This window comes from Ottowia flava (assembly GCF_008017535.1).
Taxonomy (GTDB): domain Bacteria; phylum Pseudomonadota; class Gammaproteobacteria; order Burkholderiales; family Burkholderiaceae_C; genus Ottowia; species Ottowia flava.
Map to the genome: position 1 here is coordinate 31,136 of NZ_VRUA01000004.1, position 25,883 is coordinate 57,018.

The window sequence follows — 25,883 nt, forward strand, 5'->3', positions numbered from 1 at the left end:
TGTCTGCGCAGGCCCCACTAGGGCTCAGGCCGTCTTTTGTTCAGAAATACCCAATTCTTCGACCATCGCGTCGCGGATCTTGAACTTCTGGATCTTGCCGGTCACCGTCATCGGGAATTCCTCCACGAAGCGGATGTAGCGCGGCACCTTGTAGTGCGCGATCTTGCCCTTGCAGAAGTCGCGCACGCCGTCCTCATGAAGCGTCTGGCCGGGTTTGACGACGATCCATGCGCACAGCTCTTCACCGAACTTGGTGTCGGGGATGCCGACGACCTGCACGTCCTGCACCTGCGGGTGGCGGTACAGAAATTCTTCGATCTCGCGCGGGTACACGTTTTCGCCGCCGCGGATCACCATGTCCTTGCTGCGCCCGACGATGTTGACGTAGCCCTCGTCGTCCATGGTGGCCAAATCGCCCGTGTGCATGTAGCCCTCGGCGTCGATCGCCTCGCGCGTGCGCGTGGGGTCTTCCCAATAACCCTGCATCACCGAATAGCCCTTGGTGCACAGCTCGCCTGTGGCGCCGCGCGGCAGGGTGGCGCCGGTCTCGGGGTCGATGATCTTCACCTCCAGGTGGGGCTGCACCAGACCGACGGTGGATACGCGCTTGTCCAGCGGGGTGTCGGTGCTGCTCTGGCAGCTGACGGGGCTGGTTTCGGTCATGCCGTAAGCGATGGTGACTTCGCCCATGTTCATGTCGCGCTGCACGCGCTTCATCACCTCGATCGGGCACGGGCTGCCGGCCATGATGCCGGTGCGCAGCGTGGACAGGTCGAACTCGGCAAAGCGCGGGTGATCCAGCTCGGCAATGAACATGGTGGGCACGCCGTGCAGGCCGGTGCACTTTTCTGCCTGCACGGTCTGCAGCACGCTGAGCGGCTCGAACGCGTCGTTCGGGTAGACGATGCAGGCGCCGTGCGTCAGCACCGCCAGGTTGCCCAGCACCATGCCAAAGCAGTGGTACAGCGGCACGGGGATGCACAGGCGGTCTTCCTGCGTCAGCTTCATGGCTTCGCCGATGAAGAACCCGTTGTTCAGGATGTTGCGGTGCGTCAGCGTCGCGCCCTTGGGGAAGCCCGTGGTGCCGCTGGTGAACTGCAGGTTGATGGGGTCGGTGTTGTGCAGCAGGCGCGCGGTGCTGGCCAGGCGCGGGTCCTGCGGGTCGCCGCTTTTGAGCAGGTCCGAAAAGCGCGCAAAGCTGGAATGCTCGGCGCCCTCGCCCGCCACGTCAATCCAGAACACGTGCTTCAAATAAGGCAGCTTCTCACTGCTGAGTTCGCCCGACGCCTGGCCGGCCCATTCGGGCGCCAGCTCCCGCAGCATGCCGATGTAGTCGCTGGTCTTGAAGGTGGGCATGGTCACCAGCGCGGCGCAGCCGACCTTGTTCAGCGCGTATTCGACCTCGGCCGTGCGGTAGGCCGGGTTGATGTTGACCAGCACCAGACCGACCTTGGCGGTGGCCAGCTGCATCAGCACCCATTCGGTGTTGTTGTGCGACCAGATGCCGACGCGGTCGCCCGGCTTGAGCCCCAGGCCCAGCAGCGCGCTGGCCAGGCGGTTGACTTCGGTCTGCAACTGGCGGTAGGTGTAGCGGCGCTGCTGGTGCACCACGACCAGCGCTTCGCGCTCGGGCACGCGCTCCACCATGGCGTCGAAGAACGCGCCAATGGTTTGCTCGATCAGCGGCGGCTGATCCGCGCCGCGCGCATAGCTGTCGGAACCGGTGGCCATCTCGCCTGTCTCCTTGTGTTCGCCCTACCCTGGCGCTGGGGGCCACTTTAGCCAATCGGCGTGACCTCGCGCGACAGCTTACGCCGATCGCTCTCGTCTTTGGTGCCAGCACGGTTGCAGATTGCGCCAAGCTTTGCCACACTGCCCACCATGCCCTTGCGCACCGATTCCACGGCCCGCCGTACGCCTTGGCCTTTCGTTGAAGCCGTGCTGCATGCGTACGCGGCGCGCGGGTTGGACCCCGCGCCAGCACTGCTGGCAGCACATATTGCGCCAGACGCCAATGGCAACTGGCCCGCCCGTGTGTCGGCCCTGCAGTTCGAGCGCCTGTGCGCCGCCGCCATGCATGCGCTGGACGACGAGGCGCCCGGCTGGTTCAGCCGCCCGCTGGCCTGGGGCAGCTACGGCCTGCTGGCGCGCGCCTCGCACAGCGCGCCCACGCTGGGCGTGGCGCTGGGCCGCTGGTGCCGCCACCACGGCCTGCTGACGCGCGACGTCACCCTGCAGCTGACCGATGCCGGCGGCGTGGCCGAAGTGCGCATCGACGAACACCGGGCGATGGGTGCGGTGCGCGAATTCGCGCTGACATCGCTCCTGCGCAACGTGCACGGCCTGGCTTGCTGGTGGGTCGATTCGGCCATCGCGCTGCAGCGCGCCGACTTCCCCTTTGCCGCGCCCGCGCACGCCGAGGTGTACGACACGCTGTTCCCCGGCCCGGTGCGCTTCGGCGCGCCGCACGCCGCGCTGCGCTTTGACGCGGCCTACCTCGGGCTGCCGCAGCGCCGAGACGCCGCCGCGCTGGACCAGATGCTGCGCCGCGCGCTGCCGCTGATGGTGCTGCCCTACCGGCGCGACCGCCTGCTGGCGCTGCGCGTGCGCCAGCGCCTGCACGAGCGGCCGACCCACACCGCCACCACGCTGGCGGCCGAGCTGGCGCTGTCGCCGCGCAGCCTGCACCGCCAGCTGGCGGCCGAGGGCACGCAGCTGCAAACCCTGAAGGACGAAGCGCGCCGCGCGCACGCAACAGAGCTGCTGCTGCGCACCCAGCAACCCATGAAGCAAGTCGCGCACGCCGCCGGTTTTGGCAACGACAAGAGCTTCATCCGCGCCTTTCGCAGCTGGACCGGCCAGACGCCGGAGGCGTTTCGCGCACGGGGTACGCGGTGATTGGCGGAGGCAGAGAGGCCACGCGTTCACCGCGCCGCGAGCGTGTGCGAATCGGCCGCCGCGCAGGCCTTGCGCGGCCGCTGTCGCCCGCGCGCCAGTGCGGCCTTGGCGAAGGCGGAGTTTCATGATCAAAATGGCCTCTGGCGCTACAACCATCTGCGCAAGCAGCTTCTGTTTTTGTAGCATTTAGTTTTTATCTGGCGACTGAATTCACCCCGCTGACAGGAGCACGCCGTGTCGACATCCGCCCTGCCCACCGAGCTCTGGCGCCTGGGCGCCACCCAAACCGCCGCTCTGGTGCGCAGCCGCGCCGTCAGCGCGACCGAAGTGGCCCAGGCCGCGCTGGCGCGGCTGGGCGCCGTCAACCCGCGCATCAACGCTGTGGTCGAGGTGCATCCCGACGAGGTGCTGGCGCAGGCGCAGGCCATCGACGCGGCGCTGGCGCGCGGCGACGCGCTGGGGCCGCTGGCCGGCGTGCCGGTGACGACCAAGGTCAACGTCGACCAAGCCGGTTACGCCACCACCAACGGCGTGCACGCGCAAAAAGACTGGCTCGCGCACGACGACGCGCCGATGGTGCGCGGCCTGCGCGCGGCGGGCGCCGTGCTGCTGGGGCGCACCAACACGCCGGCCTTCAGCTACCGCTGGTTCACCAACAACCAACTGCACGGCCACACGCACAACCCGCGCGTGCGCGGGTTGACGCCGGGCGGCTCGTCCGGCGGCGCGGCCAGCGCGGTGGCGGCCGGCATTGGCGCCATCGCACACGGCTCGGACATCGCTGGCTCCATCCGCTACCCGGCCTATGCCTGCGGCGTGCACGGGCTGCGGCCCAGCTTTGGCCGCGTCGGCAACTTCAACGGCACGGCGCCGCGGGATCGGCCCATCGGCGCGCAGATCATGGCCGTGTCCGGCCCGCTGGCGCGCCAGGTGGCCGATCTGCGCCTGGGCCTGCACGCCATGGCCGCGGCCGACGCGCGCGACCCCTGGCAAGTGCCCGCGCCGCTGACCGGCCCCGATGTGCCGCGCCGCGCCGCCGTCTGCCTGCGCCCCGACGGCATGGCCACCGCGCAGGAGATCTGCGCCGCGCTGCTGGACGCCGCCGCGCGCCTGCGCGACGCCGGCTGGGTGGTCGACGAAGTAGATGCGCTGCCGCCGCTGCAGCCGGCCGTGGCGCTGCAGGTCACGCTGTGGATGGGCGACGGCTACGCTGCGCAGGTGCGGGCCGCCGAGACCGAAGGCGACCCCGGCGCCATCGCCGCGCTGGCCGGCAAGGCCGAACTGGCGCGCAGCGTCGGCCTGCCGGAGTATTCCAACGCGCTGGTGCAACGCGCCACCCTGGCGCGCGCCTGGCAGCGCTACCTGGCCGAGGACTACAGCGCCGTGCTGCTGCCCAACAGCGCGGAGCTGCCGTTTGCAGACCAGCTGGATCTGAAAGACGCCGCCAGCTACCAGCGCGTGTGGGCGGCGCAATTGCCGCAAATCGCGCTGGCCGTCACCGGCCTGCCCGCGCTGGCGCTGACCACCGGCCTGCTGCCGAACGGCACACCGGTCGGCGTGCAAATCGTGGCCGGCAAGTTCCGCGACGACGTCTGCCTGGCCGTGGCCGAAGCGATTGAAGCGCGCGGCCCGGCCATCCCGGTGGCCGAGCCGGCGGCGGCCTGAAACCCTACTTCCTCGTCACGATCACACCATGACCCCACTGCCCCGCACCCTTTTCAGCCCCGAGCACGACGCCTTCCGCGACCAGGTGCGTCGCTTCGTCGACAAACACATCACGCCGCAGCACGCCGAATGGGAGGCCGCGCACGGCGTGCCGCGCGAAGTCTGGCGCCAAGCGGGCGAGGCCGGCCTGCTGTGCTGCTGGCTGCCTGAAGAAGAAGGCGGTTTGGGCGCGGACCGGCTGTTTGACTTCATCGTCAGCGAAGAGCTGGGCCGCGCCGGCGCCACCGGGCCGGGCTTTCCGCTGCATTCGCTGATCGTCGCGCCCTACCTGTCGCACCACGCCACGCCCCAGCTCAAGGCCCAGGTGCTGCCCGGCATGACCCGTGGCGAGCTGATCGGCGCCATCGCCATGACCGAGCCCGGCACCGGCAGCGACTTGGCGGGCGTGCGCACGCGGGCTGAGCGCGCGGCGGATGGCGGTTACGTCATCAACGGCCAGAAGACCTTCATCACCAACGGCCACAACGCCGACGTGATCATCGTGGTGTGCAAGACCGACGCCGACAAGGGCGCACACGGCGTGTCGCTGCTGGTGGTCACGGCCGACATGCCGGGCTTTTCGCGCGGGCGCAACCTGCACAAGATCGGCCAGCACGCGCAGGACACGGCCGAGCTGTTTTTTGACAACGTGCACGTGCCTGCCCACCACCTGCTGGGCGAAGAGAACAAAGGCTTCAAGTACCTTATGCAGGAGCTGGCGCAGGAGCGCCTGTTGATCAGCGTGCAGTGCCAGGCGCGCGCCGAAGCCGCGCTGGCCTGGACCATCGACTACGTCAAAGAGCGCAAGGCCTTCCGCCAGCGCATCGCCGACTTCCAAAACACGCGCTTCGTGCTGGCCAAGCTGGCGGCCGACGTGCAGGCCGGCCGCGCGTACTGCGACCGGCTGATGGAGCTGCACCAGGCCGGCCAGCTGGACGCGCCCGGCGCTTCGGCCGGCAAGCTGTGGCACAGCGAACTGCTGGCGCGCGTGACGGACGAATGCCTGCAGCTGTTTGGCGGCTATGGCTACATGCAGGAATACCCGATCGCCCGCGCGTTTGCCGATGCGCGCATCGAGCGCATTTATGGGGGCACGTCGGAGATCATGAAAGAAATCGTCGCCCGAAGCTTGCTGGATACACCCCCCTGAGCGGGGTATTCGGTACACCCCCTGAGCGGCTGCGCCGCTTCCCCCCGCTCTCTCCGCGCTGCGCGCTTCGGGCAGGGGGACAACGCCGGTCGCCGCCGCAGGTGCGGCGACGGCGTTGGCTGGGGCGGCCTGCTCCGCGGCCATTGGAGCGGTGGGGGGCGATGCGGGGCTGGGCACCAGCGACCGGGCACTTGGGATACGTTGACAGCGGCGCCTTTGCATCCGCACTTGAAGTCCTGCAAGACTCGTGTGGATGCGGGCTGATCTCTGACTCATTGAGAATCGTGTTCTCGCTTGCAGATCGATAGCCTCTTTGTGACCCCCATGAACTTCGCCAACCCCGACCAGGCCTTGATCCACCGCTTCATCGACGGTGGCAGCCGGCCGATGCCGTTTGACGCGAACCCGATGGCGCGGGCGCTGGGGGCGGAGTTGCGTGGCGCCGACCTGACGGCGGGGACGGTCGAGCTGGCGTTTGCACCTCAGCCCTTGTTCATCCAGGGCACGGGCGTGCTGCAAGGGGGCGCGGTCACCGCCATGCTGGACTTTGCGATGGCCTTTGCCACGTTGGCGCAGCTGCCGGTGGGCGCGTCCTGCGCCACGGTCAACCTGAACACCGCCTTCTTGCGGCCGGCCCCGCAAGGCCGCTACATCGCGGTGGGTGAGGTGGAGCGGCGCGGCAAGCAGATCGCTTTCACGCACGCGCGGCTGCTGCGCGAGGCCGACCGGCAAGTGGTCGCCACGGCCACATCGACGCTGGCGGTGGTGCCCGCGCCCGCGGCCTGACGGCGGTGGTGCGGCACCACCCGGATTCGATTCTATTTGGCCGCCAGCGCTACAGCCAATTGCGCGAGCAGCTACTTATTTGATAGCAAAAAGTGACTCACAGCGCGTGCGTCACCAACCGGAAGTCGGGGTCGTCCGGGTAGGCCTTGACCTCAAACCCCAGGCTGCGCATCAGCTTGAGCATGCCGTTGTTGTGGGTCAGCACCAGGCCAATGATTTCCTGCAGGCCTTTCTCGCGCGCGACGTCCATGATGCTGAGCATCAGACGCGTGCCCAGGCCCTGGCCAGCGTAGGCGTCGTCGACCACGAGCGAGAACTCGCAGCTGGTCTGGTCGGGGTTGGTGATGTAGCGCGACACGCCGATGATGCGGCGCTTCTTCACCTTCTGACCATCTTCGCCCACCTCCTCGGTGTCGGCCACCGCGCACAGCGCCATTTCGCGGTCGTAGTCGATCAGGGTGAAGCGCGACAGCATGGTGGGCGGCAGCTCGGCCATGCTGGAGACAAAGCGGAAGTAGCGGCTTTCGGGCGACAGGCGCTTGGTCATTTCCTGCAGCATCTGCGCGTCGTCCGGGTGGATCGGGCGCAGCACGTATTCACCGCCGCCACGCATCGGCCAGACCTGCTCGAAGCGCGCCGGGTACGGCAGGATGGCCAGGTGGCCGTAGCGCCCCGCGCGGCCGGGCGCGGTCTGCGCCGCCGCACCGATGACGATGCGCGCGTCGACCGACACGGCGCCGTGCTCATCGACGATGATGGGGTTGATGTCCATCTCGCGCAGTTGCGGCAGCTCGCACACCATTTCGGACACGCGCAGCAGCACCTGCTCCAGCGCGGCCAAATCCACCGCGGGCGCGCCTCGCCAGGCTTTCAGGGTGTCGTGCACGCGCGAGCGCTCGATCAGCCGCCGCGCCAGGAACTGGTTGAGCGGCGGCAGTTCCATGGCATGGTCGTCCATCAGCTCGATCATGGTGCCGCCGGCGCCGAAGGCGATCACCGGGCCGAACGGGTCGTCCGTGACCACGCCGATGTACAGCTCGCGCCCCTGCTTCTTGCGCGCCATGGCCTGCACGGTCACGCCGTTGATGCGCGCATCCGGCTCCCTGGCGCGCACCGCCTCCATCATGTCCTGGTAGATGTCGCGCACGGCGGTGGCGTTCATCACGTTAAGCGCCACGCCGCCGACATCGCTCTTGTGCGGGATGTCGGGCGAATCGATCTTCAGCGCGACGGGAAAGCCGATTTGCGACGCGATCATCATGGCTTCGGTCGGGTTGCGCGCCAGCAGCGTCTGCGTGACCGGGATATGGAAGGCCGCCAGCAGCGCCTTGGACTCCATCTCTGTCAGCACCTGGCGGCGTTCGGCCAGCGCGCTTTCGATCAGCAGGCGCGCCCCATCCACATCGGGCGCCGCCAGGTTCGACAGCGGCGGCGGCGTCTGCTGCAGCATCTGCTGGTTCTGGTAGAAGCTCGCGATGTTGCCGAAGGCGCCGACCGCGGCTTCGGGCGTGCGAAAGCTCGGAATCTGCGCGTCGCTCAGCGCGCGGCGCGCGGGGCCGACGCTGGCGTCGCCCAGCCAGCAGGCGACCAGCGGCTTGCTCATGCGCGGGCGCATCTGCACCAGCTCCTGCGCCACCGCCATCGCGTCACCGCCGAACTTGGGCGAATACAGCGCCAGCACGCCATCGATGCCGCGGTCCTTGTAGGCGGCTTCGAGGGCGGCGCGGTACTGCGCGGGCGTGGCCTCCTCGGTCAGGTCGATCAGGTCGGACAGCGACGCCCCAGGCGCCAGTTGCGGCAGCAGCGCACCGCGCGTTTCCTCGGACAGCACGCCCAGCTTCAGGTTCAGCTCGCTCACCCAGTCTGCCGCCAGCACGCCGGGGCCGCCGCCATTGGTGATGACCGCCAGGCGCGGGCCCACCGGGCGGTAGCGCGAGGCCAGGCATTTGGCCGCGGAGAACAGCTCGACAAAGGAGCGCACCCGCACCGCGCCCGCGCGGCGCAGCACGGCGTCGAACACGTCGTCGCTGCCCACGATGGCGCCGGAATGGGTCTGCGCCGCCGCGTTGCCGGCCTGCTTGCGACCGGCCTTGAGCACCACCACCGGCTTCGCGTTGGCCGCGGCGCGCAGCGCACTGGTGAAGCGCCGCGCGTTGGTGATGCCTTCCATGTAGACCACGATGCCGTGCGTGTGTCGATCAGAAGCCAGGTAATCCAGCGTGGCCGCCAGGTTGACCTGGGTGTGTGCCCCCAGCGCCACCACGGTGGAAAAGCCCACCCGGTTCTGCTTGGCCCAGTCGAGAATCGCGGCCGTCAGCGCGCCCGATTGCGACACCAGCGCCAGTTGGCCCTGCGCGGCCAGTTCGCCCACCGTGCTGGCGTTGAGCTGCAGTTGCGGCCGCTGAAAACCCGGACTGTTGGGGCCCAGCAGCCAGAAGCCGTGGCGGCGCGCCACGCGGTGCATGTCCTGTGCCTTCTGCGCGGACACGCCTGCGGACAGCACCAGCGCCGCGCCCACCTTGATGCGGCCTGCGAGCTCCAGCGCGGGCAGGATCTCGTCGTCCGGCAGCGCGATGATGGCCAGATCGGCCTTGGCCTGCGCCAGATCGGCCAGCGTACCGCTGGTGTGCACGTCCAGCGGCGTGATATGGCCTTTGAACGGCTGCTCGGCCAGATACCCCAGCAGCGCGCGCGCCTGCGGCGTCTGCTGGTCGGGAGCGTCCTGCGCGCCGGTGAACAGCGCGATCGACTGGGGTTCGAACAAGGGGGTGAGAAAGTGCTGGTCCATGGTCTTTGAGCGAGGGTGTGCGCCGCGACAGCAGAGGGTGGTGACAGGCGTCACGCGCCCGGTTGGCGCAGCGCCAGCATCGGGTTGTAGCACGCGCCCGAGGCCGCGGCATGGCAGTGCGGCCCTGCCAGCGCTCCGCGGCCCGCACGACGCGCATGACCTCACAGGTAATTGCCGCCAGGCGCACCGCTCAAGACACTGCAAGCACCCGGATACGCGGGCATTCAGCTTGAAAGGACAACCTCATGGACAAGGCCCAAACCCTGGCAGAACAGTACATCGCCACCTGGAACGCGACCGACCCGGCGCAGCGCCAGCGCCTGCTGCAGCAGGCTTGGACGGCGGACGCACGCTACACCGACCCGATGGCCCAGGCGGACACGCCCCAGCAAATCGACGCACTGATCGGCGCCGTGCAGACGCGTTTCGACGGCTTCCGCTTCGCCCTGACCGGCCAGCCCGACGGCCATGGAGCGCACCTGCGCTTTTCCTGGACCTTGGGGCCGGCGGCGCAACCCGACCTGATCCAGGGCACCGATTTCGCCGAGATCGAAGACGGCAAGCTCAAGTCCGTCACGGGTTTTCTGGACAAGGTGCCGGTCGGGGCCTGAGCCCACGGCAAGTCGCAGGCCGCGCACACGTGGCCTGGGCAAGGGCTGATCGCTGACAATCTTCGGATGGCCCTTGCTTCCCCCCCATCGACGCCGTCCGCCAGTCTGGTCCAGCCGCTTTTCAACGGCCCGCTCGACATCGTGGGCGATTTGCACGGCGAGCTGGGCGCGCTGCAAGCGCTGCTGACGCAGCTGGGCTACGACGCGGAAGGTCAGCACCCGGAGGGCCGGCGCCTGGTCTTCGTCGGCGACCTGTGCGACCGCGGGCCCGACAGCCCGGCTGTGCTGCGCTGGGTGCAGACACTGATCGCCGCCGGGCGCGCCCAGGCCGTGGCCGGCAACCACGAAATCAACCTGATGCGCAACGACGCCAAGGACGGCGCGGGCTGGTTCTTCGATTCGCGCATCGAGCGCGACACCCCCAAGTACGCCCCATTCGCGCGAGCCACGGCGGCCGAGCGCGAAGCGCTCCAGCGTGTGGCCTTCGACTGGCCGGTCGCGCTGGAACGCCCGGATCTGCGCATCGTGCACGCCGCCTGGGATCCCGCCGCCATCGCCCAGGCCCGTCAACTGCCGTTGGGCAGTCTGGTCAGCGCCTACGACGCCTGGGAAGAGGAAGCGCGCGAGCTGGCGCGCACCGAGCACCTGCGCGAGAGCATGGCCAGCGAGCTGGCCGCCTGGGGCGGCGACCTGGAATCGGACCGCGACGCGCCGCCTTTCCTGCTGGCCCACGCGCTGAACGAGGCCAACAAGCAGATGCGCAACCCGCTGAAGGTGTTGACGTCCGGCGTCGAGCGCCAGGGCACGGTGCCCTTCTTCGCCGGCGGCAAGTGGCGCTTTGTCGAGCGCGTGGCCTGGTGGGACGCCTACGCCGACGCCACGCCCGTGGTCGTTGGCCACTACTGGCGGCGTCTGCACCCGATCGACCGCGGCACGGTGGGCAAGCACGACGAAGACCTGTTCGGGCGCATCCCGCCGCTGGCTTGGCACGGGCAGCGCCACAACGTGTTCTGCGTCGACTATTCGGTGGGTGGGCGCTGGGTGGCGCGCCGCGACGGTCAGCCGCCCACGCGCGACTTCAAGCTGGCCGCGCTGCGCTGGCCCGAGCGCGAACTGGTCTTCGACGACGGCAGCCGGGCGATGACCGAGGGTTTTGGCGCCGACGGCCCCGCAGCCTGAGGCGCTCGCGCCCAACCGCCCCGGTCGCCGGCACCGGCCTGGCCTCAGCGCTGGCCGACAATGCGCCCATGCCCCGCACCCCCGACACCATCAGCACCTTGCGCGACGTGCTCACGCGCTGCCGCACCCTGGCCGTGGTCGGCCTGTCGCCGCAATGGCACCGGCCCAGCCACTTTGCCGCCAAGTACATGCAGGCGCACGGCTACCGCGTCATCCCCATCAACCCGCTGGTCGCGCAGGAAGGCGGCAGCATCCTGGGTGAGCGCGCCTACGCCAGCGTGCGCGAGGCCGACGCCGCGGTGCGCGCCGAAGGCGGCCGCATCGCCCTGGTCGACTGCTTCCGCAAGAGCGAGGACATCCCGCCGCTGGCCGACGACGCCGTCGCCATCGGCGCGCGCTGCCTGTGGCTGCAATTGGGCGTCGAGAACGAAGCCGCCGCCGACGTGGCCGAAGCCGCCGGCTTGCAGGTGGTGCGCAACCGCTGCGTGAAGATCGAACACGCGCGCCTGTTCGGCGGGCTGGGCTGGGCCGGCGTGAACACGCGCGTGATCTCGGCCAAGCGGCCCACCGTGCTGCCTTACTGAGGCCCGCACGCCGCCAACGAATACTCTTTATTTCATAGCTGCCCGCGCAGATGGTTGTGGGGCCAGAGCAAGAAATGACTCAAAAACCCGAGAACACCCCCGGCGCCGACCGCGCCTTCGGCTTCGGCACCCGCGCCATCCACGCCGCCGCCGTGCCCGACCCGGTGACCGGCGCGCGCGCCACGCCCATCCACCAGACCACCAGTTTTGTCTTCGACAACGCCGAGCACGCGGCCAGCCTGTTCAACCTGCAGACCTTTGGCAACGTCTACAGCCGCATCAGCAACCCCACGGTGGCGGTGCTGGAAGAGCGCATCGCCAGCCTGGAAAACGGCCGCGCCGCGCTGGCCTGCGCCAGCGGCATGGCGGCGCAGATGTCGGCGCTGCTGGCCATCTTGAAAAATGGCGATCACATCGTCGTCGCCAGTACGCTGTACGGCGGCACCGTCGGCCAGCTGGGCGTGGGCTTTGGCCGCTTGGGCATTGAAACGACTTTTGTCGACCCGTCCGACCCCGAGCACTTCGCCGCCGCCATCCGCCCCAACACCCGCGCGCTGTACGCCGAAACCATCGGCAACCCGCTGGTCAACGTGGTCGACATCGTCGCCCTGGCCGACGTGGCGCACGCGCACGGGCTGCCGCTGGTGATCGACAATACCGTTGCCAGCCCCTACCTGTGCAACCCGCTCGACCTCGGCGCCGACATCGTCGTGCACAGCGCCACCAAGTACATCGGCGGCCACGGCACGACCATGGGCGGCGTCATTGTCGAAGGCGGTAAATTCCCTTGGGACAACGGCAAATTCCCCGAGATGGTCGAGCCCAGCCGCGCCTACCATGGCGTGAAGTTTTACGAGACGTTTGGCGACTTCGGCTACACCATGAAGGCGCGCATGGAAGTCAACCGCACCTTCGGCGCCGTGCTCTCGCCGCTGAACGCCTGGCTGCTGCTGCAAGGCGCTGAAACCCTGCATCTGCGCATGCGCGAACACTGCCGCAACGCGCTGGCCGTGGCCCAGTTTTTGCAAAAGCACCCGCAAGTCGCCTGGGTCAACTACCCCGGTCTGGCCAACTCGCCTTACTTTGACTTGGCCAAGAAGCAGTTCCGCGCCGTGGACGGCCAACCCGGCGCGTCCGGCATCCTCACCTTCGGCATCCGCGGCGGCGCGGCGGCGGGTGAGCGCTTCATCGACGCCTGCGAATTCTTGAGCCACCTGGCCAACATCGGCGACGCCAAGACCCTGGTCATCCACCCCGCGTCCACCACCCACCGCCAGCTGACCGACGACGAGCTGCAACGCGCCGGCGTCAGCGCCGACATGGTGCGCCTGTCCGTTGGCATCGAAGACCTGGACGACATCCTGTGGGACATCGACCAGGCGCTGGCGCGGGCCGCGGCATGAACGCGCCTGCGGAGCGCGGCCGCAGTGCGAGCCCGGCCGGCCCAAGCCACCTTCCCGCCGCGACACGCCATCGGTCCTCCCCAACAAAAACGCCACCCTAAAGGTGGCGTTTTGCTTGCAGGCCAGCGCTGGCCTGTAGCCGCGCTCGCCTCGCCCGGCGGTGCCGGGACACGTTACTTGACGGCTTTCTCGACCTTGTTGGCGATGTCGCCTGCCTTGGCTTCGGCCTTGCCGGCGTTCTTCTCCAGCATGCCTTTCGCTTCCAGCTCTTTGTTGCCGACGAGCTTGCCCGCGGCTTCCTTGACGGCGCCCTTGGCTTCTTCAACGCGGCCGGTGACTTGATGCTTGTTCATGCAATCGCTCCTTATACAGATGGATCGGCTGTCGATCCGGGAAGGGACGTTGCGCAGTCTGCGCGGGGTGTGCATTTCGCCCCATCAGCGCGCGCCGAAAGCGGCTGTAGGTCCGCGCTGACGCACCAGCGCGCCCAAAAAAAAGCCGCCGGCAGAGCGGCGGCTGTTGCGGGCGTGCCGGACGAGCTGCCCGGCAGCGGCGCCCTACTTCTTGACAACGTTGGCGATCAGCGAGACCACGGCCAGCACCAGGAAGATGATGAACAGGATCTTGGCGATGCCTGCCGCGCCTGCGGCGATGCCACCGAAGCCGAACACGGCCGCGATGATGGCGATGATGAAGAAAACCACGGCGTAGTGAAGCATGTCTGTCTCCTCGTTGCGTTAATGACTCTCTGCACGGCGATGAAAAGACGCTGTGCTGTCGGCGCCATTTCTGGTGCAGCGTTTCACATGGCACCAGGCTGACGGTCAGCCGATAGGGGGCAGTGTGGGGCGCGCCGCCAGATACCCCCAGTAGTCAAGCGCTAAAGCTGCTGTCGGCTGGGCGGCATGTGGGTGCGTAGGACATTCGCTCACTGTCCGAAGCGCCGGCTGCACCCCGCCAGACCGGATACGAGGCGACCTCCCCGAAACGTCGTGGCGCGCCTGCGACAATCCCCCCATGAGCTTCGCCCCCTTGACCAACGACACCTTCTTGCGCGCCTGCCTGGGGCAGGCGACCGATCACACCCCCGTCTGGCTGATGCGCCAGGCCGGCCGCTATCTGCCGGAGTACTGCGCCACGCGCGCGCAGGCCGGCAGCTTCATGGGCCTAGCCACCAACGTGGACTATGCGACCGAGGTCACGCTGCAGCCGCTGGCGCGCTACCCGCTTGACGCGTCGATCCTGTTTTCCGACATCCTCACCGTGCCCGACGCCATGGGCCTGGGCCTGTCCTTTCAGCAGGGCGAAGGCCCGAAGTTTGAAAAAGTGGTGCGCGACGAGGCCGCCGTGGCCCAACTGGCCGTGCCCGACATGGACAAGCTGCGCTACGTATTCGACGCCGTGACCAGCATCCGCAAGGCGCTGAACGGGCGCGTGCCGCTGATCGGCTTTTCGGGCAGCCCCTGGACGCTGGCCTGTTACATGGTCGAAGGCGGCGGCAGCAGCGATTACCGCCACGTCAAGACGCTGATGTACGCGCGGCCCGATCTGATGCACCGCGTGCTGGAAATCAACGCCGACGCGGTCGCGCTGTACCTGAACCACCAGATCGACGCCGGCGCGCAGGCGGTGATGGTGTTCGACAGCTGGGGTGGCGTGCTGGCCGACGGCGCTTTCCAAGCGTTCAGCCTGGCCTACACGCGGCGCGTGCTGGCGCAACTGAAGCGCAACGGGCGCGACGGCGCGGTGGTGCCCCGCATCGTCTTCACCAAAGGCGGCGGCCTGTGGCTGGGCGAGATGACGGGGCTGGACTGCGACGTGCTGGGCCTGGACTGGACCATGAACCTGGGCCAAGCGCGCCAGATCGTGCGCCAGGCAGCGGCAAATGCTACACAAAACATAGCTGCTTGCGCAGATGGTTCTAGGGCTGACGTCACAAAAGACACCCCATCGACTGTGCCCAAGGCGCTGCAGGGCAATATCGACCCGAACGTGCTGTTTGCCCCGCCCGACGCCATCCGCGCCCAGGTGCGGCAGGTGCTGGACAGCTTTGGCACGCCGCACACCGACCGCAGCGCGCCCGGAAGCACGCACATCTTCAACCTGGGCCACGGCATCAGCCAGTTCACGCCGCCGGAGCACGTGTCGCACCTGGTGGACGAGGTGCACGCCTATTCGCGCCGTTTGCGTCAAGGCTGAGCGCTGGACGGCCTACGACGACCGAAGGCCCTCGTCAAGCGCCTTAACCCTTTTTTTGGGCAAATAAATGGGGGCTCAGCGCTTGACTTATGCACAAATCGCGCGATGGCTTAAAAAACGGCCCGTGCCGTGCTGCTCCCAGCTTGATAGCCCCGTAAGTGCTTGATTTGTATGGCGCTGAAGGGCTGCCATTTTGCTGAGCAGGCTAAGGGAAGCCTTGTCAGACAAGGGCTTCGGGCGGCTTGACCCGGGTTCTCAACAAAGTTATCCACAGATTCTGGGCATGAACGAACAAGCGATTGCAAATCAAGGACTTAGCCGCCACAGTGCAAGTCGATCCTGATAGCGCAACCGGGCAGCCCCCCGTTCACTGGCTGGCGGTCGCGGTGCCGACCCCTGCGCACAGCAGTCTGGCCGAGCCGCTGACTTACCGCGCAGACCAGGCGCTGGCACCCGGCACGCTGGTGCGCGTGCCCTTGGGCGCGCGCGAAGTGCTGGGCGTGGTGTGGGCCAACGACCTCCCTGCGCCCGCCGCGGAACTGGCGGTGCAGGTGCGCCCCATCGCTGGCGCGCTGGACGGCCTGCCGCCGCTGGACGACCACTGGCGCGCGCTGATCGGCTTTACCGCGCGCTATTACCAGCGGGCACTCGGCGAAGTCGCGCTGGCCGCGCTGCCGCCGCAGCTGCGCACACTGACCAGCGTGCAGTTGGCGCGGCGCCTGAAGCGCCAGAGCGCGGCGGCCACGGTGCAACCGGGCACGCCAACCCTGGAGGCGTTGTCGGGCGAGCAAGCGGCGGCGCTGCAGGCCATCGAGGCGGAACGCGGGCCGTTTTTGCTGTTCGGCGCGACCGGCAGCGGCAAGACCGAGGTCTACATGCGCGCCGCCGCCGATGCCCTGGCGCGCGACCCGGCGGCGCAGGTGCTGGTGCTGGTGCCCGAGATCAACCTGACGCCGCAGCTGGAGGCGCGCTTTGCCGCGCGTTTTGGCGCGGAAGCGGTCGTGTCGCTGCACAGCGGGTTGACGCCGGCGCAGCGCCTGGGCCATTGGCTGGCGGCGCACCTCGGCCACGCGCGCATCGTACTGGGCACGCGCGTGGCGGTGCTGGCGTCGGTGCCGTGGCTGGCGCTGATCGTGGTCGACGAAGAACACGACCCGAGCTACAAGCAGCAGGAAGGCGCGCGCTATTCGGCGCGCGATCTGGCCGTCTACCGCGGCCACCTGTCGGGCGCCAAGGTGGTGCTGGGCTCGGCCACGCCGTCGCTGGAAAGCTGGCACGCCAGTACCCCGGCGCCAGACGGGCCGGGGCGCTACCAGCGCCTGGCGATGCCGCGGCGCATCGGCACCGCCGCGACCGACGACCCCAACGCCGGGCTGCCGCGCGTGCGCCGCGTCGACATGACGCGCCAGCCCAAGGGCACGCTGCTGGCACCGCCCCTGCTGGCCGCCTTGACCGAGCGCGTAGGCCGCGGCGAACAGGTGCTGCTGCTGCTGAACCGCCGCGGCTGGGCGCCCGTGCTGGCCTGCGGCGACTGCGGCTGGAAGAGCGAATGCCCGCACTGCAGCGCCTACCGCGTATTCCACAAGATCGACCGCACGCTGCGCTGCCACCACTGCGGCTTCACCCAGCGCGTGCCGCGCGCCTGCCCGAGCTGCGGTAACCCCGATATCGGCACCCTGGGGCGCGGCACCGAACAACTGGAAGAACGCCTGGTCGAGCTGCTGGCCGAGGTGCGCCGCCCGGATGGCAGCCCGGTGCAGGTGCTGCGCATCGACGCCGATTCGGCCCGCGGCGCCGGTCGGCTGGAAGCGCAGTTGGCGCAGGTCCACGGCGGCGACGTTGACGTGCTGGTGGGCACACAGATGGTGGCCAAGGGCCACGACTTCCGGCGCGTTTCGCTGGTAGCCGCCATCAACCCGGACGGCGCGCTGTACGCCAGCGACTTCCGCGCGCCCGAGCGCCTGTTTGCGCTGCTGATGCAGGCCGCCGGCCGCGCCGGGCGAGATGCCGCCAGCGGCATGGACAGCGAAATGTGGGTCCAGACCCAGCACCCGAAACACGCCTTGTTTGCCGCGCTGAAGACGCACGACTACCCCGGTTTCGCCGCGGGCCAGTTAAAGGAGCGCGCCGAGGCCGGTCTGCCACCCTTCTGCCATCTGGCCCTGCTGCGCGCAGAAGCACGCACGCAGGAAGCTGCGCAGGGGTTTCTGAACGCCGTGGCCGAAACCGCCGCCGAAGCGCTGGCCCAAGGCGAATTGGCCGAGGCCTTCAGCAACCTGACCTGGTACCCGGCCGTGCCGCTGACGGTGCAGCGCGTGGCCAACATCGAACGCGCGCAGATGCTGATCGAAAGCCCGTCGCGCATGGCCTTGCAGCGCGTGCTGGCCGCTTGCCAGCCGCTGCTGCACGCGTTGCGCGCCTCGGCCGAACACAAGGCCGTGGTGCGCTGGGCGATGGATGTGGATCCGCTGGCCGTCTGACCTGGGCCCACGGGCAGTTCGCGGCCTTGTCCGACATGCCCACCATGCCGCCCGGCCTAGACTGCTGCGTGGAAGGTCGGCGGCGTACCCTGCGGTGCGCCCTGATGCCCGTACAAGCGCCGCGCTGGGACGCGGCCCACCCGATTGGAGAAAGGAAATCCCCATGAACAAGCTGTTTGCTGTGATCGCCCTTGGCAGCGCCCTGAGCCTGCCCGCCCTGGCCCAGATGACTCCGGCCGAGACCAACATGGACAAAAGCGCTGCGCGCATGGAAACGCGCAATGCCCGTGGTGCCCAGTTGACCAGTGTGACGGCTGATCAGGCACGTCAGAATGAGTTGCAGCGCTGCGCCAACCTGCCCGCTTTCTACAAAGTCGACTGCGAGAATCGCGTCAACGGCAAGGGCGAAGCTTCTGGCAGCGTGATCGGCGGCGGCATGATCCGCGAAACCGTGACCACCATGCCCAAAACCGAGCTGGATGCCGAAATGCAGAAGATCCAGCCGATGACGCTGCCAGCCCAACGCAACTAACGCCCTCGCTGAGAGGACGCGCTGTGGGCCTCTCCAAAAAAATGGTCTTGCCAACGCGGCAAGGCCGTTTTTCTATTGGGCTGAGCGTGCTGAACGAGCGTTCAGCGCAGCAAGGCGACGAAGCCCGAGAAAGTAAAGAACGCCAACGCGGTGGACCACAGGATCACGCGCGCCACGCGCCCGTTGTCTGCGCCAAAGCGTTCGGCCAGGAGTGACACGTTGCTGGCCGCCGGCAATGCCGCCGCCAACACCAGCGGCACCAACGCGGATGGCGACAGCCATCCCTGGCGCAGTGCCAACCAACCCAGGCCCCAGACCAGCGCTGGGTGCAGCAGCAGCTTGATGGCCGCCAGCACAGGCTCGTCGCCCAGCCGCGGGCCTTCGCCCAACACGCGCGCCTTCATTTGAGAACGCGCCAGCACCGCGCCGATGGTGAACAGCGCCACGGGCGAGGCCGCGTCCGCCAGCAGCGCCACCGTCTTGCCCAGCGGTGCCCACAGGGTGAGCCCAAGTGCGCCCGCCGCGGCGCCGATCAGGATTGACCATGGCATTGGGTTGCGCAACACGCCTTGGAGCGCACGCAGCACAGCCTTGGCCGGGCCATGCTCGCCCGCCGCTCCCCACTGCGACAGACCGATGCACAGCGACGTGGTGACGACCAGATCCACCAACAGCGTCGCCATGACCGGGCCGGCACCACCATCGCCCAGTAGCGCCAGGATCAGCGGCACGCCCATGAAGCCCGAATTGGGGAACGCCGCCACCAGCGCGCCCATGGCCGCATCGGGCCAGCCCGCGCCGCGCGATCGCGCCCAAGCGGCCGCCAAGGCGATCACCGCTGCACCGCACACCAGCCAGAGCAAGGCCACGGCTGGGTTGAACAACTGCGCCGCCGGCGTCGTGCTGCCGAAGCGGTAGAGCATGCACGGCAGCGCAAAGTACAGCACGAACATGTTCAGCCCGGGCACGGCTTCCAGCGGCAGCAGGCGCGAGCGCGCTGCCACGTAGCCACAGAGCACGAGCGCAAAGAACGGGAAGGTGACGGCAAGGATGGCGAGCAAATCGGGGCCGCGCTGAAGCAAGGTGTCCGCGGCGGGTGCGGCATCCCGTGGGCGCCGCGTGCCGTCTGGCCGATCATGCCACGCCGCGCATCAGCCGGTTTCTGGCCGGCGCGCCTCGATGCCCAGCAAGGCGTCCTTGAGATTGCTGTCCACGGGCTTGGGACCCAACCAGATGCGGGCCACGGCGCCGAAGTAGGTCGGGTCGGTCACCACTTCGCCTTTTTGGACGCCGTCGACGTAGAAGATCGTGCCCTTGCCGGGGACGAAGTCGATCACAACCTCGGACCCTGGCGAGACGCTGGGTTCGGCCTGGAAGATGCGGGTCAGCCGGTCCATGTGCGGAATCAGCTTGAGGCGTTCGCCCGGCGCGGCGTTGTCCTGCATGCCCTGCACCATGGCCACGCCGAGCGAATCGCCCGTCAGCGTCCGCAATGGGACGATCAGCAAGCGCTTGGGGCCGGGGGCGGCCAGCAGTTGCTCCAGGCTCGAGACCTTGGTGCCCACGTACAGCCCAATGTCGTACACCTTGATGATGGCGCGGTAGCGTGTGCCCTTGCCGTTCAACCGCAGGTTCTGTCCTGCGAGCTGGAGCGAAGGAGGGAGCCCACCCCGCGCAGAAGCTTCGCGCGCCGGTGCTGCGGCTTGTTGCGCACAGACGGGCCCACCCAACACCGTGGCCGCGGCCACCAGCCATCCGAAAACGCCTACCGATCTCATGTTTGTCCGCTCCTTTGTCCCTTGAGGAAACGTGCTGCCTACCGCAGCGCGCCCGCCAGCGAATTGCTACCAACCGCAGCGCCCAATTTTTAGGCCAATCGCCCCAGGCCTCCCGCTGTCCTGCACACTTTTTTCTACGATTGGTGAACAAGTTGGCGCCTGTGTCGCACGACCGACGGCCGGACGCCGCACGCTAAGATTCGGCTTTTGCCCCAGCCAGCTGTTTTGTCCGATCACGGTCTCAATCTCGCGCAACAGGATGCCGTCAACCATCTGCGGGGGCCGTGTCTGGTTCTGGCGGGCGCCGGCTCCGGCAAGACACGGGTGATCACCCACAAGATCGCCCGCCTGATCGAATGCGGCGTCGCCCCAAAACGCATCGCTGCGATCACCTTCACCAACAAGGCCGCCGCTGAAATGCGCGAGCGCGCGCGCGGCCTCGTCGGCAAGGCGGCGAGCCAGGTGCTGATCTGCACCTTCCACGCACTGGGGGTGCGCCTGATGCGAGAAGACGGTGCGGCCATGGGCCTCAAGCCGCAGTTCAGCATCCTCGACAGCGACGATGTGCTGTCCCTGCTCAAGGACTGCGGTGCCACCACCGATGCCGCCACCGCGCGCCAATGGCAATGGACGATCAGCCGGTGGAAGAACGCGGGCTGGACGTCCGCCGAAGCGCGCGCGCAAGCCCAGTCGGAAGGCGAGCGCCAGACGGCCGAGTTGATGGCCCGTTACGAAGAGCGCCTGGCCGCCTACCAGAGCGTGGACTTCGACGATCTGATCGGCCTGCCCTTGCGTATGCTACGAAAAGATGAGCTGCTTGCGCAGAAATGGCAAGCGCGACTGGCGCATACGCTGGTAGACGAATACCAGGACACCAACGCCACGCAGTACGAATTGATGAAGCTACTGGTGGGCAGCGCGGGCAACTTCACCGCGGTGGGAGACGATGACCAGAGCATCTACGGCTGGCGCGGCGCCACGCTGGACAACCTCAAGCGGCTGCCGCAGGACTACCCGGCGCTGAAGGTGATCAAGCTGGAGCAGAACTACCGCTCCACCAGCGCCATCCTGCGCGCGGCCAACAACGTGATCGGCCCGAACCCGAAACTGTTCCCGAAGACGTTGTATTCCGAATTGGGGGAAGGCGAGCCCGTGCGCGTGGTCGACAGCGACCACGAGCAGCACGAGGCGGACCGCGCCGTGATGCGCATCCAATCGCTGCGTCAAACCTCACCCCACAAGGAATGGCGCGACTTTGCCATCCTCTACCGCGCCAACCACCAGGCGCGCGTGCTGGAACAGGCCTTGCGCCGCGCCCAGATCCCCTACAAGGTCACCGGGGGCCAGAGCTTTTTTGACCGCGCCGAGATCAAGGACCTGTGCGCCTGGCTGCGGCTGTGGATCAACGAAGACGACGACCCCGCCTTTCTGCGCGCCATCACCACGCCCAAGCGCGGCATCGGCCACCAGACGCTGGCGCAGCTGGGCGACTTTGCCAGCCGTTCGCACCTGTCGCTGTTTAGCGCGCTGTTCGCCCAGTCGCTGGCGGGCACACTGCCTGCGCGTGCCGTCGGCAGTCTGCAGGAATTCGGGCGGGAGGTGAACGATTTGCGCTACCGCGCCGGACAGACCCTGGGGCACGAAGCCGCGCGCACGTTCCTCAGCGACTGGCTCAAGGCGCTGGGTTACGAGCAGTACCTGTACGACAGCGAGGACAGTGAAACCGTGGCGGCCTCGCGCTGGTCGAACGTGCTGGAGTTCTGCGACTGGATGGCCGGGCGCTGCGGCGGGCAGATCGACGACACGGCGGGCACCACCACGTCGCGCGAGCTCAGCTCCTTGCTGGAAGTGGCGCAGACCGTGTCATTGATCTCCACCCTGGGGGAGCGTGAGCAGGACCCGAACATGGTCACCTTGTCCACACTGCACGCCGCCAAGGGCCTGGAGTGGCCGCACGTGATTCTCGCCGGCGTCGTCGAGGGCATGCTGCCCTTCCGCCCTGACGAAGACGCCAGCGCCGCCACGCTGGCCGCACGGATCGAAGAGGAGCGGCGCCTGATGTACGTCGGCATCACCCGTGCCCGCAACACGCTCGCCGTGAGCTGGACGCGCCGCCGCAAGAAGGCGCGCGAGCTGGTGCCCGCCCTGCCGAGTCGCTTCATCGCCGAAATGGCGCTGGACCAGGCCACGGTGCGCGAAGATCCGCGCGAAAAGCTCAAGGCCTTGCGTGCCGAATTCGCCCAGCGCGCCCAACAACAAGCCGCCGCATCGGCGGCGCCGCCCAACTGATGCCATTGTCTATTCGCACCTTTGTCGCACGTGCCGCCTTGCTCGCCGCAGTCGCCGCGCTCACCGCCTGTGCCGGCGCGCCGACCTCTGTGGCCAACGACGTCAATCAGTCCGACTGCGCCGACGTGCGCACGCTGCGCGCGGGCCAGTTGTACGGCACCTGGGAGCTGGAGCTCACCGCCTTGAACCAGCGCGGCCAACTCACGCTGCGCCAGCACCCCGAGTTCAGCGAAAGCCTTCGCGGGGAATTCCGCTACGGTGACCAGCGCTCCATTGCTTCCGGCGACGTGGAAGCAGGCGAGTTCAATCTGGACGAATCGCTCGATGGCAAAAGTCTGCACGCGTTCTGGAGCGGGAAGCTGACCCCAAGTGCCTGTGGTGCAGAGATTCGGGGCACCTGGCAGACTTTGGCCCAACCGGGCAAGCCCGCGCAGGAAAGCCCGTTTGTGTTGCGCCGTGGCGGGCATTGAGCGGCACCGCAGGCAAGCCTGATTTGCCCCGACGCCGTCCGCAGCGATCCCAGCGCACGCCGCAGTCATACACACCCTCGCCTCACGGGATTTTGCCGCCCACTCCACACTGCTGAGCCGCCCAACAAAAAAGCCCACCAGATGGTGGGCTTTTTCTTGCAACTTGGTTGCGCGAGGAGGATTTGAACCTCCGACCTTTGGGTTATGAGCCCAACGAGCTACCAGACTGCTCCATCGCGCGGTAAGCTAATAAGTATAACAGATTATTCGGCTTTGGGTGCATCCGTCGCTTCAGCGCGGTCCACCAATTCGACGAAAGCCATCGGCGCGTTATCGCCGACGCGGTAGCCCATCTTCAGGATGCGCGTGTAGCCGCCCGGACGTGCCTTGAAGCGCGGACCCAGATCGGTGAACAGCTTGGCCACGCTGGCGTCATCGCGCAGGCGGGCAAACGCCAGACGGCGATTGGCCACGCTGTCGACCTTGCTCAGCGTGATCATGGGCTCGATCACTTTACGCAGTTCCTTGGCCTTGGGGACCGTGGTCTTGATCGCTTCGTGGGCGATCAGCGAGTTCATCATGTTGCGCAGCATCGCCAGACGGTGCGAGCTGGTGCGGTTGAGTTTGCGAAGGCCGAGACCGTGACGCATGGTGCTTTTTCCTTTATTTGCTTGTTAAGAGGACCGCCGTATCAGGTACGGCCCTTGCACTTGAAAACTACAGTTTTGATAGCTGCCCGCGCAGATTGCACTAGGGCGGAAATCCCAAAACGCTATTAACGCTTGTCCAGGCCGGTGGGCGGCCAGTTCTCGAGCTTCATGCCCAAGGTCAGACCGCGGGAAGCCAGAACTTCCTTGATCTCGTTGAGCGACTTGCGACCCAGGTTGGGGGTCTTCAGCAGCTCGTTCTCGGTGCGCTGGATCAGGTCACCGATGTAGTAGATGTTTTCGGCCTTCAGGCAGTTGGCCGAACGCACGGTCAGCTCCAGCTCGTCGACCGGACGCAGCAGGATCGGGTCGAAGCTCGAAGCACCGCTGCGCGGCGAACTCTGCTCGAACGCGGCGGCCAGTTCGCTGCCTTCCAGCTGCGCGAAGACAGCCAGCTGCTCGACCAGGATCTTGGCCGAGGCACGCACCGCGTCTTCTGCGGTGACGGCGCCGTTGGTTTCGATCTCCATGACCAGCTTGTCCAGGTCGGTGCGCTGCTCGACGCGGGCGTTTTCGACAGCGTAGCTCACGCGCTTGACGGGCGAGAACGATGCGTCCAGCACGATGCGGCCGATCGACTTGGTCGGCTCGTCGGCGTAGCGGCGCAACGTACCCGGCACGTAGCCACGGCCTTTTTCCACCTTGATCTGCATGTCCAGCTTGCCGCCTTGCGACAGGTTGGCGATGACGTGCTCGGGGTTGATGATCTCGACGTCGTGCGGCGTCTGGATGTCGGCGGCGGTAACCACCCCTTCGCCATCCTTGCGCAGGCTCAGCGTGACTTCATCGCGGTTGTGGAGCTTGAACACCACGCCCTTGAGGTTCAGCAGGATGCTGACGACGTCTTCCTGAACACCGTCGATGCTGGAGTACTCGTGCAGCACGCCGGCGATCGTGACTTCGGTGGGGGCATAACCCAGCATCGAGGACAGCAGCACACGGCGCAGGGCGTTGCCCAGGGTGTGGCCGTAGCCGCGTTCGAACGGCTCGAGCGTGACCTTGGCTTTGTTGTCGCTCAGGGGCTCGACGTTGATGGCTTTGGGTTTCAGCAGTTGGGTTTGCATTCTCTAGACTTCCTCTCAATACCCCCGGCTCGTTACACCGGTAAGGCTGGCGAAGCACCAAACCCGCCAGGACGGCGGGTCGGAACAAAGTGGGCGCTGAAGCGCAAAGATCAGCGCGAATACAGTTCGACGATCAGCGATTCGTTGATGTCGGCGCCGAACTCATCGCGGTCCGGCACTTTCTTGAACGTACCTTCGACCTTATCGGCGTTCACTTCGACCCAGGCCGGGAAGCCCACCTGGCCAGCCAGTTGCAGCGCTTCGACCACGCGGTTCTGCTTCTTGGACTGCTCGCGCACAGCGACCACGTCGCCGGTCTTGACCATGTACGACGGAATGTTCACGGGCTTACCGTTGACCGTGACGGCCTTGTGCGACACCAGCTGGCGCGCCTCGGCCCGGGTAGAGCCAAAGCCCATGCGGTAGACGACGTTGTCCAGGCGCGATTCGAGCAGCGACAGCAGGTTGGCACCGGTATTGCCGCGGCGGCGATCGGCCTCTTCGAAGTAGCGGCGGAACTGCTTTTCCAGCACGCCGTACATGCGCTTGACCTTCTGCTTTTCACGCAGTTGCAGACCGTAGTCGGAGGTGCGCTGACCCGAAGTGCGGCCATGCTGACCGGGCTTGGTGTCGAATTTGGCCTTATCGCTGATCGAGCGGCGGGCGCTCTTCAGGAACAGGTCGGTGCCTTCACGGCGGGAAAGTTTGGCTTTGGGGCCGAGGTAACGTGCCACGTGGATTTCCTAGTAATGTCATCTGCCATGGCCAGACTGCCATGGGAGCCGCAGGCGCTTCGCGCTGCGGCGGTGGGCTTAATGGGTCGGCTGAACCGACAAACGAATCAGATACGACGGCGCTTTTGCGGGCGGCAACCGTTGTGAGGAACCGGCGTCACGTCGGAGATCGAATTGATGCGGATACCCAGGGCAGCCAGTGCACGAACGGAGGATTCGCGGCCAGGACCGGGGCCCTTGATCTCGACGTCCAGGTTCTTGATGCCCTGATCCACGGCCGCGCGGCCCGCCACTTCCGATGCCACCTGGGCAGCGAAAGGCGTCGACTTGCGCGAGCCCTTGAAGCCCTGACCGCCCGAAGAAGCCCAGGACAAAGCGTTGCCTTGGCGATCCGTGATCGTGATGATAGTGTTGTTGAACGACGCGTGCACGTGCGCAATACCGTCGGCAATGTTCTTGCGGACCTTCTTGCGAACGCGCTGAGCGGCGTTGGAGGGTGCTTTAGCCATAGTTCAGCAGTTCCTTGA

The 25,883-nt window shown here is 67.3% G+C and carries 23 protein-coding genes and 1 tRNA gene; 13 read left to right on the forward strand and 11 right to left on the reverse strand.

Going from position 1 to position 25,883, the window contains the following annotated elements; translation table 11 throughout:
* Positions 1 to 24 precede the first annotated feature (24 nt).
* The gene (locus tag FVQ98_RS06205) at positions 25 to 1,731 is read right to left on the reverse strand and encodes an AMP-binding protein (protein ID WP_147912571.1); all 1,707 of its coding nucleotides are present in this window, start codon (positions 1,729 to 1,731) and stop codon (positions 25 to 27) included.
* A gap of 150 nt (positions 1,732 to 1,881) precedes the next feature.
* Between FVQ98_RS06205 and FVQ98_RS06210 the strand changes: the two genes are divergently transcribed.
* The 4 genes from FVQ98_RS06210 to FVQ98_RS06225 all read left to right on the forward strand — a co-directional run bounded on the left by FVQ98_RS06210 (position 1,882) and on the right by FVQ98_RS06225 (position 6,538).
* On the forward strand, positions 1,882 to 2,898 hold the full coding sequence (locus tag FVQ98_RS06210; RefSeq protein WP_147912572.1) for an AraC family transcriptional regulator: 1,017 nt from the start codon (positions 1,882 to 1,884) through the stop codon (positions 2,896 to 2,898).
* Positions 2,899 to 3,132: 234 nt separating this feature from the next.
* Positions 3,133 to 4,563 carry an amidase family protein gene (locus FVQ98_RS06215; protein WP_255507657.1) on the forward strand — a complete coding sequence of 477 codons (1,431 nt, stop codon included), beginning with the start codon at positions 3,133 to 3,135 and terminating at the stop codon, positions 4,561 to 4,563.
* 28 nt (positions 4,564 to 4,591) lie between these two features.
* Positions 4,592 to 5,752, forward strand: a complete 1,161-nt coding sequence (locus tag FVQ98_RS06220) for an acyl-CoA dehydrogenase family protein (RefSeq protein WP_147912573.1) — start codon at positions 4,592 to 4,594, stop codon at positions 5,750 to 5,752.
* Between the two features lie 324 nt (positions 5,753 to 6,076).
* Entirely contained in the window at positions 6,077 to 6,538 is a 462-nt protein-coding gene (locus tag FVQ98_RS06225; RefSeq protein WP_147912574.1) for a PaaI family thioesterase, read from the forward strand.
* 97 nt (positions 6,539 to 6,635) lie between these two features.
* On the opposite strand, the gene FVQ98_RS06230 is transcribed toward FVQ98_RS06225, so the two are convergent.
* The gene (locus tag FVQ98_RS06230; protein WP_147912575.1) at positions 6,636 to 9,326 is read right to left on the reverse strand and encodes a bifunctional acetate--CoA ligase family protein/GNAT family N-acetyltransferase; all 2,691 of its coding nucleotides are present in this window, start codon (positions 9,324 to 9,326) and stop codon (positions 6,636 to 6,638) included.
* 245 nt (positions 9,327 to 9,571) lie between these two features.
* Between FVQ98_RS06230 and FVQ98_RS06235 the strand changes: the two genes are divergently transcribed.
* The 4 genes from FVQ98_RS06235 (at position 9,572) to FVQ98_RS06250 (ending at position 13,103) form a co-directional block, all read left to right on the forward strand.
* Positions 9,572 to 9,937: a nuclear transport factor 2 family protein gene (locus tag FVQ98_RS06235; protein ID WP_147912576.1), complete on the forward strand. Its 366-nt coding sequence runs from the start codon at positions 9,572 to 9,574 to the stop codon at positions 9,935 to 9,937.
* A gap of 66 nt (positions 9,938 to 10,003) precedes the next feature.
* A complete protein-coding gene (locus FVQ98_RS06240; RefSeq protein WP_147912577.1) occupies positions 10,004 to 11,116 on the forward strand; it encodes a metallophosphoesterase in 1,113 nt (370 codons plus the stop codon).
* A 68-nt stretch (positions 11,117 to 11,184) separates the two neighbouring features.
* Positions 11,185 to 11,700, forward strand: coding sequence for a CoA-binding protein (locus FVQ98_RS06245; RefSeq protein ID WP_147912578.1), 516 nt, complete (start codon positions 11,185 to 11,187; stop codon positions 11,698 to 11,700).
* Positions 11,701 to 11,774: 74 nt separating this feature from the next.
* The gene (locus FVQ98_RS06250) at positions 11,775 to 13,103 is read left to right on the forward strand and encodes an O-acetylhomoserine aminocarboxypropyltransferase/cysteine synthase family protein (RefSeq protein WP_147912579.1); all 1,329 of its coding nucleotides are present in this window, start codon (positions 11,775 to 11,777) and stop codon (positions 13,101 to 13,103) included.
* Positions 13,104 to 13,276: 173 nt separating this feature from the next.
* Here the strand turns inward: FVQ98_RS06250 and FVQ98_RS06255 are convergent, their stop codons facing one another.
* Both FVQ98_RS06255 and FVQ98_RS06260 read right to left on the reverse strand, forming a co-directional pair.
* Complete coding sequence (locus FVQ98_RS06255; RefSeq protein WP_147912580.1) at positions 13,277 to 13,456, reverse strand: CsbD family protein; 180 nt, start codon at positions 13,454 to 13,456, stop codon at positions 13,277 to 13,279.
* A 204-nt stretch (positions 13,457 to 13,660) separates the two neighbouring features.
* Complete coding sequence (locus FVQ98_RS06260; protein WP_147912581.1) at positions 13,661 to 13,822, reverse strand: DUF1328 domain-containing protein; 162 nt, start codon at positions 13,820 to 13,822, stop codon at positions 13,661 to 13,663.
* A gap of 298 nt (positions 13,823 to 14,120) precedes the next feature.
* Here FVQ98_RS06260 and hemE point away from each other — a divergent pair, with 298 nt between their 5' ends.
* The 3 genes from hemE to FVQ98_RS06275 all read left to right on the forward strand — a co-directional run bounded on the left by hemE (position 14,121) and on the right by FVQ98_RS06275 (position 18,314).
* Positions 14,121 to 15,302: a uroporphyrinogen decarboxylase gene (hemE, locus tag FVQ98_RS06265; protein WP_147912582.1), complete on the forward strand. Its 1,182-nt coding sequence runs from the start codon at positions 14,121 to 14,123 to the stop codon at positions 15,300 to 15,302.
* Between the two features lie 386 nt (positions 15,303 to 15,688).
* Positions 15,689 to 17,782: a replication restart helicase PriA gene (priA, locus tag FVQ98_RS06270; protein ID WP_255507658.1), complete on the forward strand. Its 2,094-nt coding sequence runs from the start codon at positions 15,689 to 15,691 to the stop codon at positions 17,780 to 17,782.
* 163 nt (positions 17,783 to 17,945) lie between these two features.
* Positions 17,946 to 18,314, forward strand: a complete 369-nt coding sequence (locus tag FVQ98_RS06275) for a hypothetical protein (protein WP_147912584.1) — start codon at positions 17,946 to 17,948, stop codon at positions 18,312 to 18,314.
* Between the two features lie 101 nt (positions 18,315 to 18,415).
* Here the strand turns inward: FVQ98_RS06275 and FVQ98_RS06280 are convergent, their stop codons facing one another.
* Both FVQ98_RS06280 and FVQ98_RS06285 read right to left on the reverse strand, forming a co-directional pair.
* Positions 18,416 to 19,375, reverse strand: a complete 960-nt coding sequence (locus tag FVQ98_RS06280; protein WP_147912585.1) for an AEC family transporter — start codon at positions 19,373 to 19,375, stop codon at positions 18,416 to 18,418.
* A 90-nt stretch (positions 19,376 to 19,465) separates the two neighbouring features.
* Positions 19,466 to 20,092, reverse strand: coding sequence for a chalcone isomerase family protein (locus tag FVQ98_RS06285; RefSeq protein ID WP_147912586.1), 627 nt, complete (start codon positions 20,090 to 20,092; stop codon positions 19,466 to 19,468).
* A gap of 225 nt (positions 20,093 to 20,317) precedes the next feature.
* On the opposite strand from FVQ98_RS06285, the gene FVQ98_RS06290 reads away from it, so the two are divergent.
* Complete coding sequence (locus FVQ98_RS06290; protein WP_147912587.1) at positions 20,318 to 22,381, forward strand: ATP-dependent helicase; 2,064 nt, start codon at positions 20,318 to 20,320, stop codon at positions 22,379 to 22,381.
* A 38-nt stretch (positions 22,382 to 22,419) separates the two neighbouring features.
* A complete protein-coding gene (locus FVQ98_RS06295; protein WP_187265649.1) occupies positions 22,420 to 22,851 on the forward strand; it encodes a hypothetical protein in 432 nt (143 codons plus the stop codon).
* Between the two features lie 164 nt (positions 22,852 to 23,015).
* Here FVQ98_RS06295 and FVQ98_RS06300 read toward each other — a convergent pair.
* The 5 genes from FVQ98_RS06300 to rpsK form a co-directional block, all read right to left on the reverse strand.
* A tRNA-Met gene (locus tag FVQ98_RS06300) sits at positions 23,016 to 23,092 on the reverse strand.
* A gap of 22 nt (positions 23,093 to 23,114) precedes the next feature.
* Positions 23,115 to 23,501 carry a 50S ribosomal protein L17 gene (gene rplQ, locus FVQ98_RS06305; protein WP_147912589.1) on the reverse strand — a complete coding sequence of 129 codons (387 nt, stop codon included), beginning with the start codon at positions 23,499 to 23,501 and terminating at the stop codon, positions 23,115 to 23,117.
* 125 nt (positions 23,502 to 23,626) lie between these two features.
* Positions 23,627 to 24,622, reverse strand: coding sequence for a DNA-directed RNA polymerase subunit alpha (locus tag FVQ98_RS06310; RefSeq protein ID WP_147912590.1), 996 nt, complete (start codon positions 24,620 to 24,622; stop codon positions 23,627 to 23,629).
* A gap of 110 nt (positions 24,623 to 24,732) precedes the next feature.
* A complete protein-coding gene (gene rpsD, locus FVQ98_RS06315; RefSeq protein ID WP_147912591.1) occupies positions 24,733 to 25,356 on the reverse strand; it encodes a 30S ribosomal protein S4 in 624 nt (207 codons plus the stop codon).
* 107 nt (positions 25,357 to 25,463) lie between these two features.
* Positions 25,464 to 25,865, reverse strand: a complete 402-nt coding sequence (gene rpsK, locus FVQ98_RS06320; protein WP_106702400.1) for a 30S ribosomal protein S11 — start codon at positions 25,863 to 25,865, stop codon at positions 25,464 to 25,466.
* Positions 25,866 to 25,883: the final 18 nt, after the last annotated feature.

What these genes read in the sequence shown, in the direction of transcription:
- FVQ98_RS06205 (WP_147912571.1), bottom strand. Translation starts at nt 1,731, where the DNA reads ATGGCCACCGGTTCCGACAGCTATGCGCGCGGCGCGGATCAGCCGCCG.
- FVQ98_RS06210 (WP_147912572.1), top strand. Translation starts at nt 1,882, where the DNA reads ATGCCCTTGCGCACCGATTCCACGGCCCGCCGTACGCCTTGGCCTTTC.
- FVQ98_RS06220 (WP_147912573.1), top strand. Translation starts at nt 4,592, where the DNA reads ATGACCCCACTGCCCCGCACCCTTTTCAGCCCCGAGCACGACGCCTTC.
- FVQ98_RS06225 (WP_147912574.1), top strand. Translation starts at nt 6,077, where the DNA reads ATGAACTTCGCCAACCCCGACCAGGCCTTGATCCACCGCTTCATCGAC.
- FVQ98_RS06230 (WP_147912575.1), bottom strand. Translation starts at nt 9,326, where the DNA reads ATGGACCAGCACTTTCTCACCCCCTTGTTCGAACCCCAGTCGATCGCG.
- FVQ98_RS06235 (WP_147912576.1), top strand. Translation starts at nt 9,572, where the DNA reads ATGGACAAGGCCCAAACCCTGGCAGAACAGTACATCGCCACCTGGAAC.
- FVQ98_RS06240 (WP_147912577.1), top strand. Translation starts at nt 10,004, where the DNA reads ATGGCCCTTGCTTCCCCCCCATCGACGCCGTCCGCCAGTCTGGTCCAG.
- FVQ98_RS06245 (WP_147912578.1), top strand. Translation starts at nt 11,185, where the DNA reads ATGCCCCGCACCCCCGACACCATCAGCACCTTGCGCGACGTGCTCACG.
- FVQ98_RS06250 (WP_147912579.1), top strand. Translation starts at nt 11,775, where the DNA reads ATGACTCAAAAACCCGAGAACACCCCCGGCGCCGACCGCGCCTTCGGC.
- FVQ98_RS06255 (WP_147912580.1), bottom strand. Translation starts at nt 13,456, where the DNA reads ATGAACAAGCATCAAGTCACCGGCCGCGTTGAAGAAGCCAAGGGCGCC.
- FVQ98_RS06260 (WP_147912581.1), bottom strand. Translation starts at nt 13,822, where the DNA reads ATGCTTCACTACGCCGTGGTTTTCTTCATCATCGCCATCATCGCGGCC.
- hemE (WP_147912582.1), top strand. Translation starts at nt 14,121, where the DNA reads ATGAGCTTCGCCCCCTTGACCAACGACACCTTCTTGCGCGCCTGCCTG.
- FVQ98_RS06275 (WP_147912584.1), top strand. Translation starts at nt 17,946, where the DNA reads ATGAACAAGCTGTTTGCTGTGATCGCCCTTGGCAGCGCCCTGAGCCTG.
- FVQ98_RS06285 (WP_147912586.1), bottom strand. Translation starts at nt 20,092, where the DNA reads ATGAGATCGGTAGGCGTTTTCGGATGGCTGGTGGCCGCGGCCACGGTG.
- rplQ (WP_147912589.1), bottom strand. Translation starts at nt 23,501, where the DNA reads ATGCGTCACGGTCTCGGCCTTCGCAAACTCAACCGCACCAGCTCGCAC.
- FVQ98_RS06310 (WP_147912590.1), bottom strand. Translation starts at nt 24,622, where the DNA reads ATGCAAACCCAACTGCTGAAACCCAAAGCCATCAACGTCGAGCCCCTG.
- rpsK (WP_106702400.1), bottom strand. Translation starts at nt 25,865, where the DNA reads ATGGCTAAAGCACCCTCCAACGCCGCTCAGCGCGTTCGCAAGAAGGTC.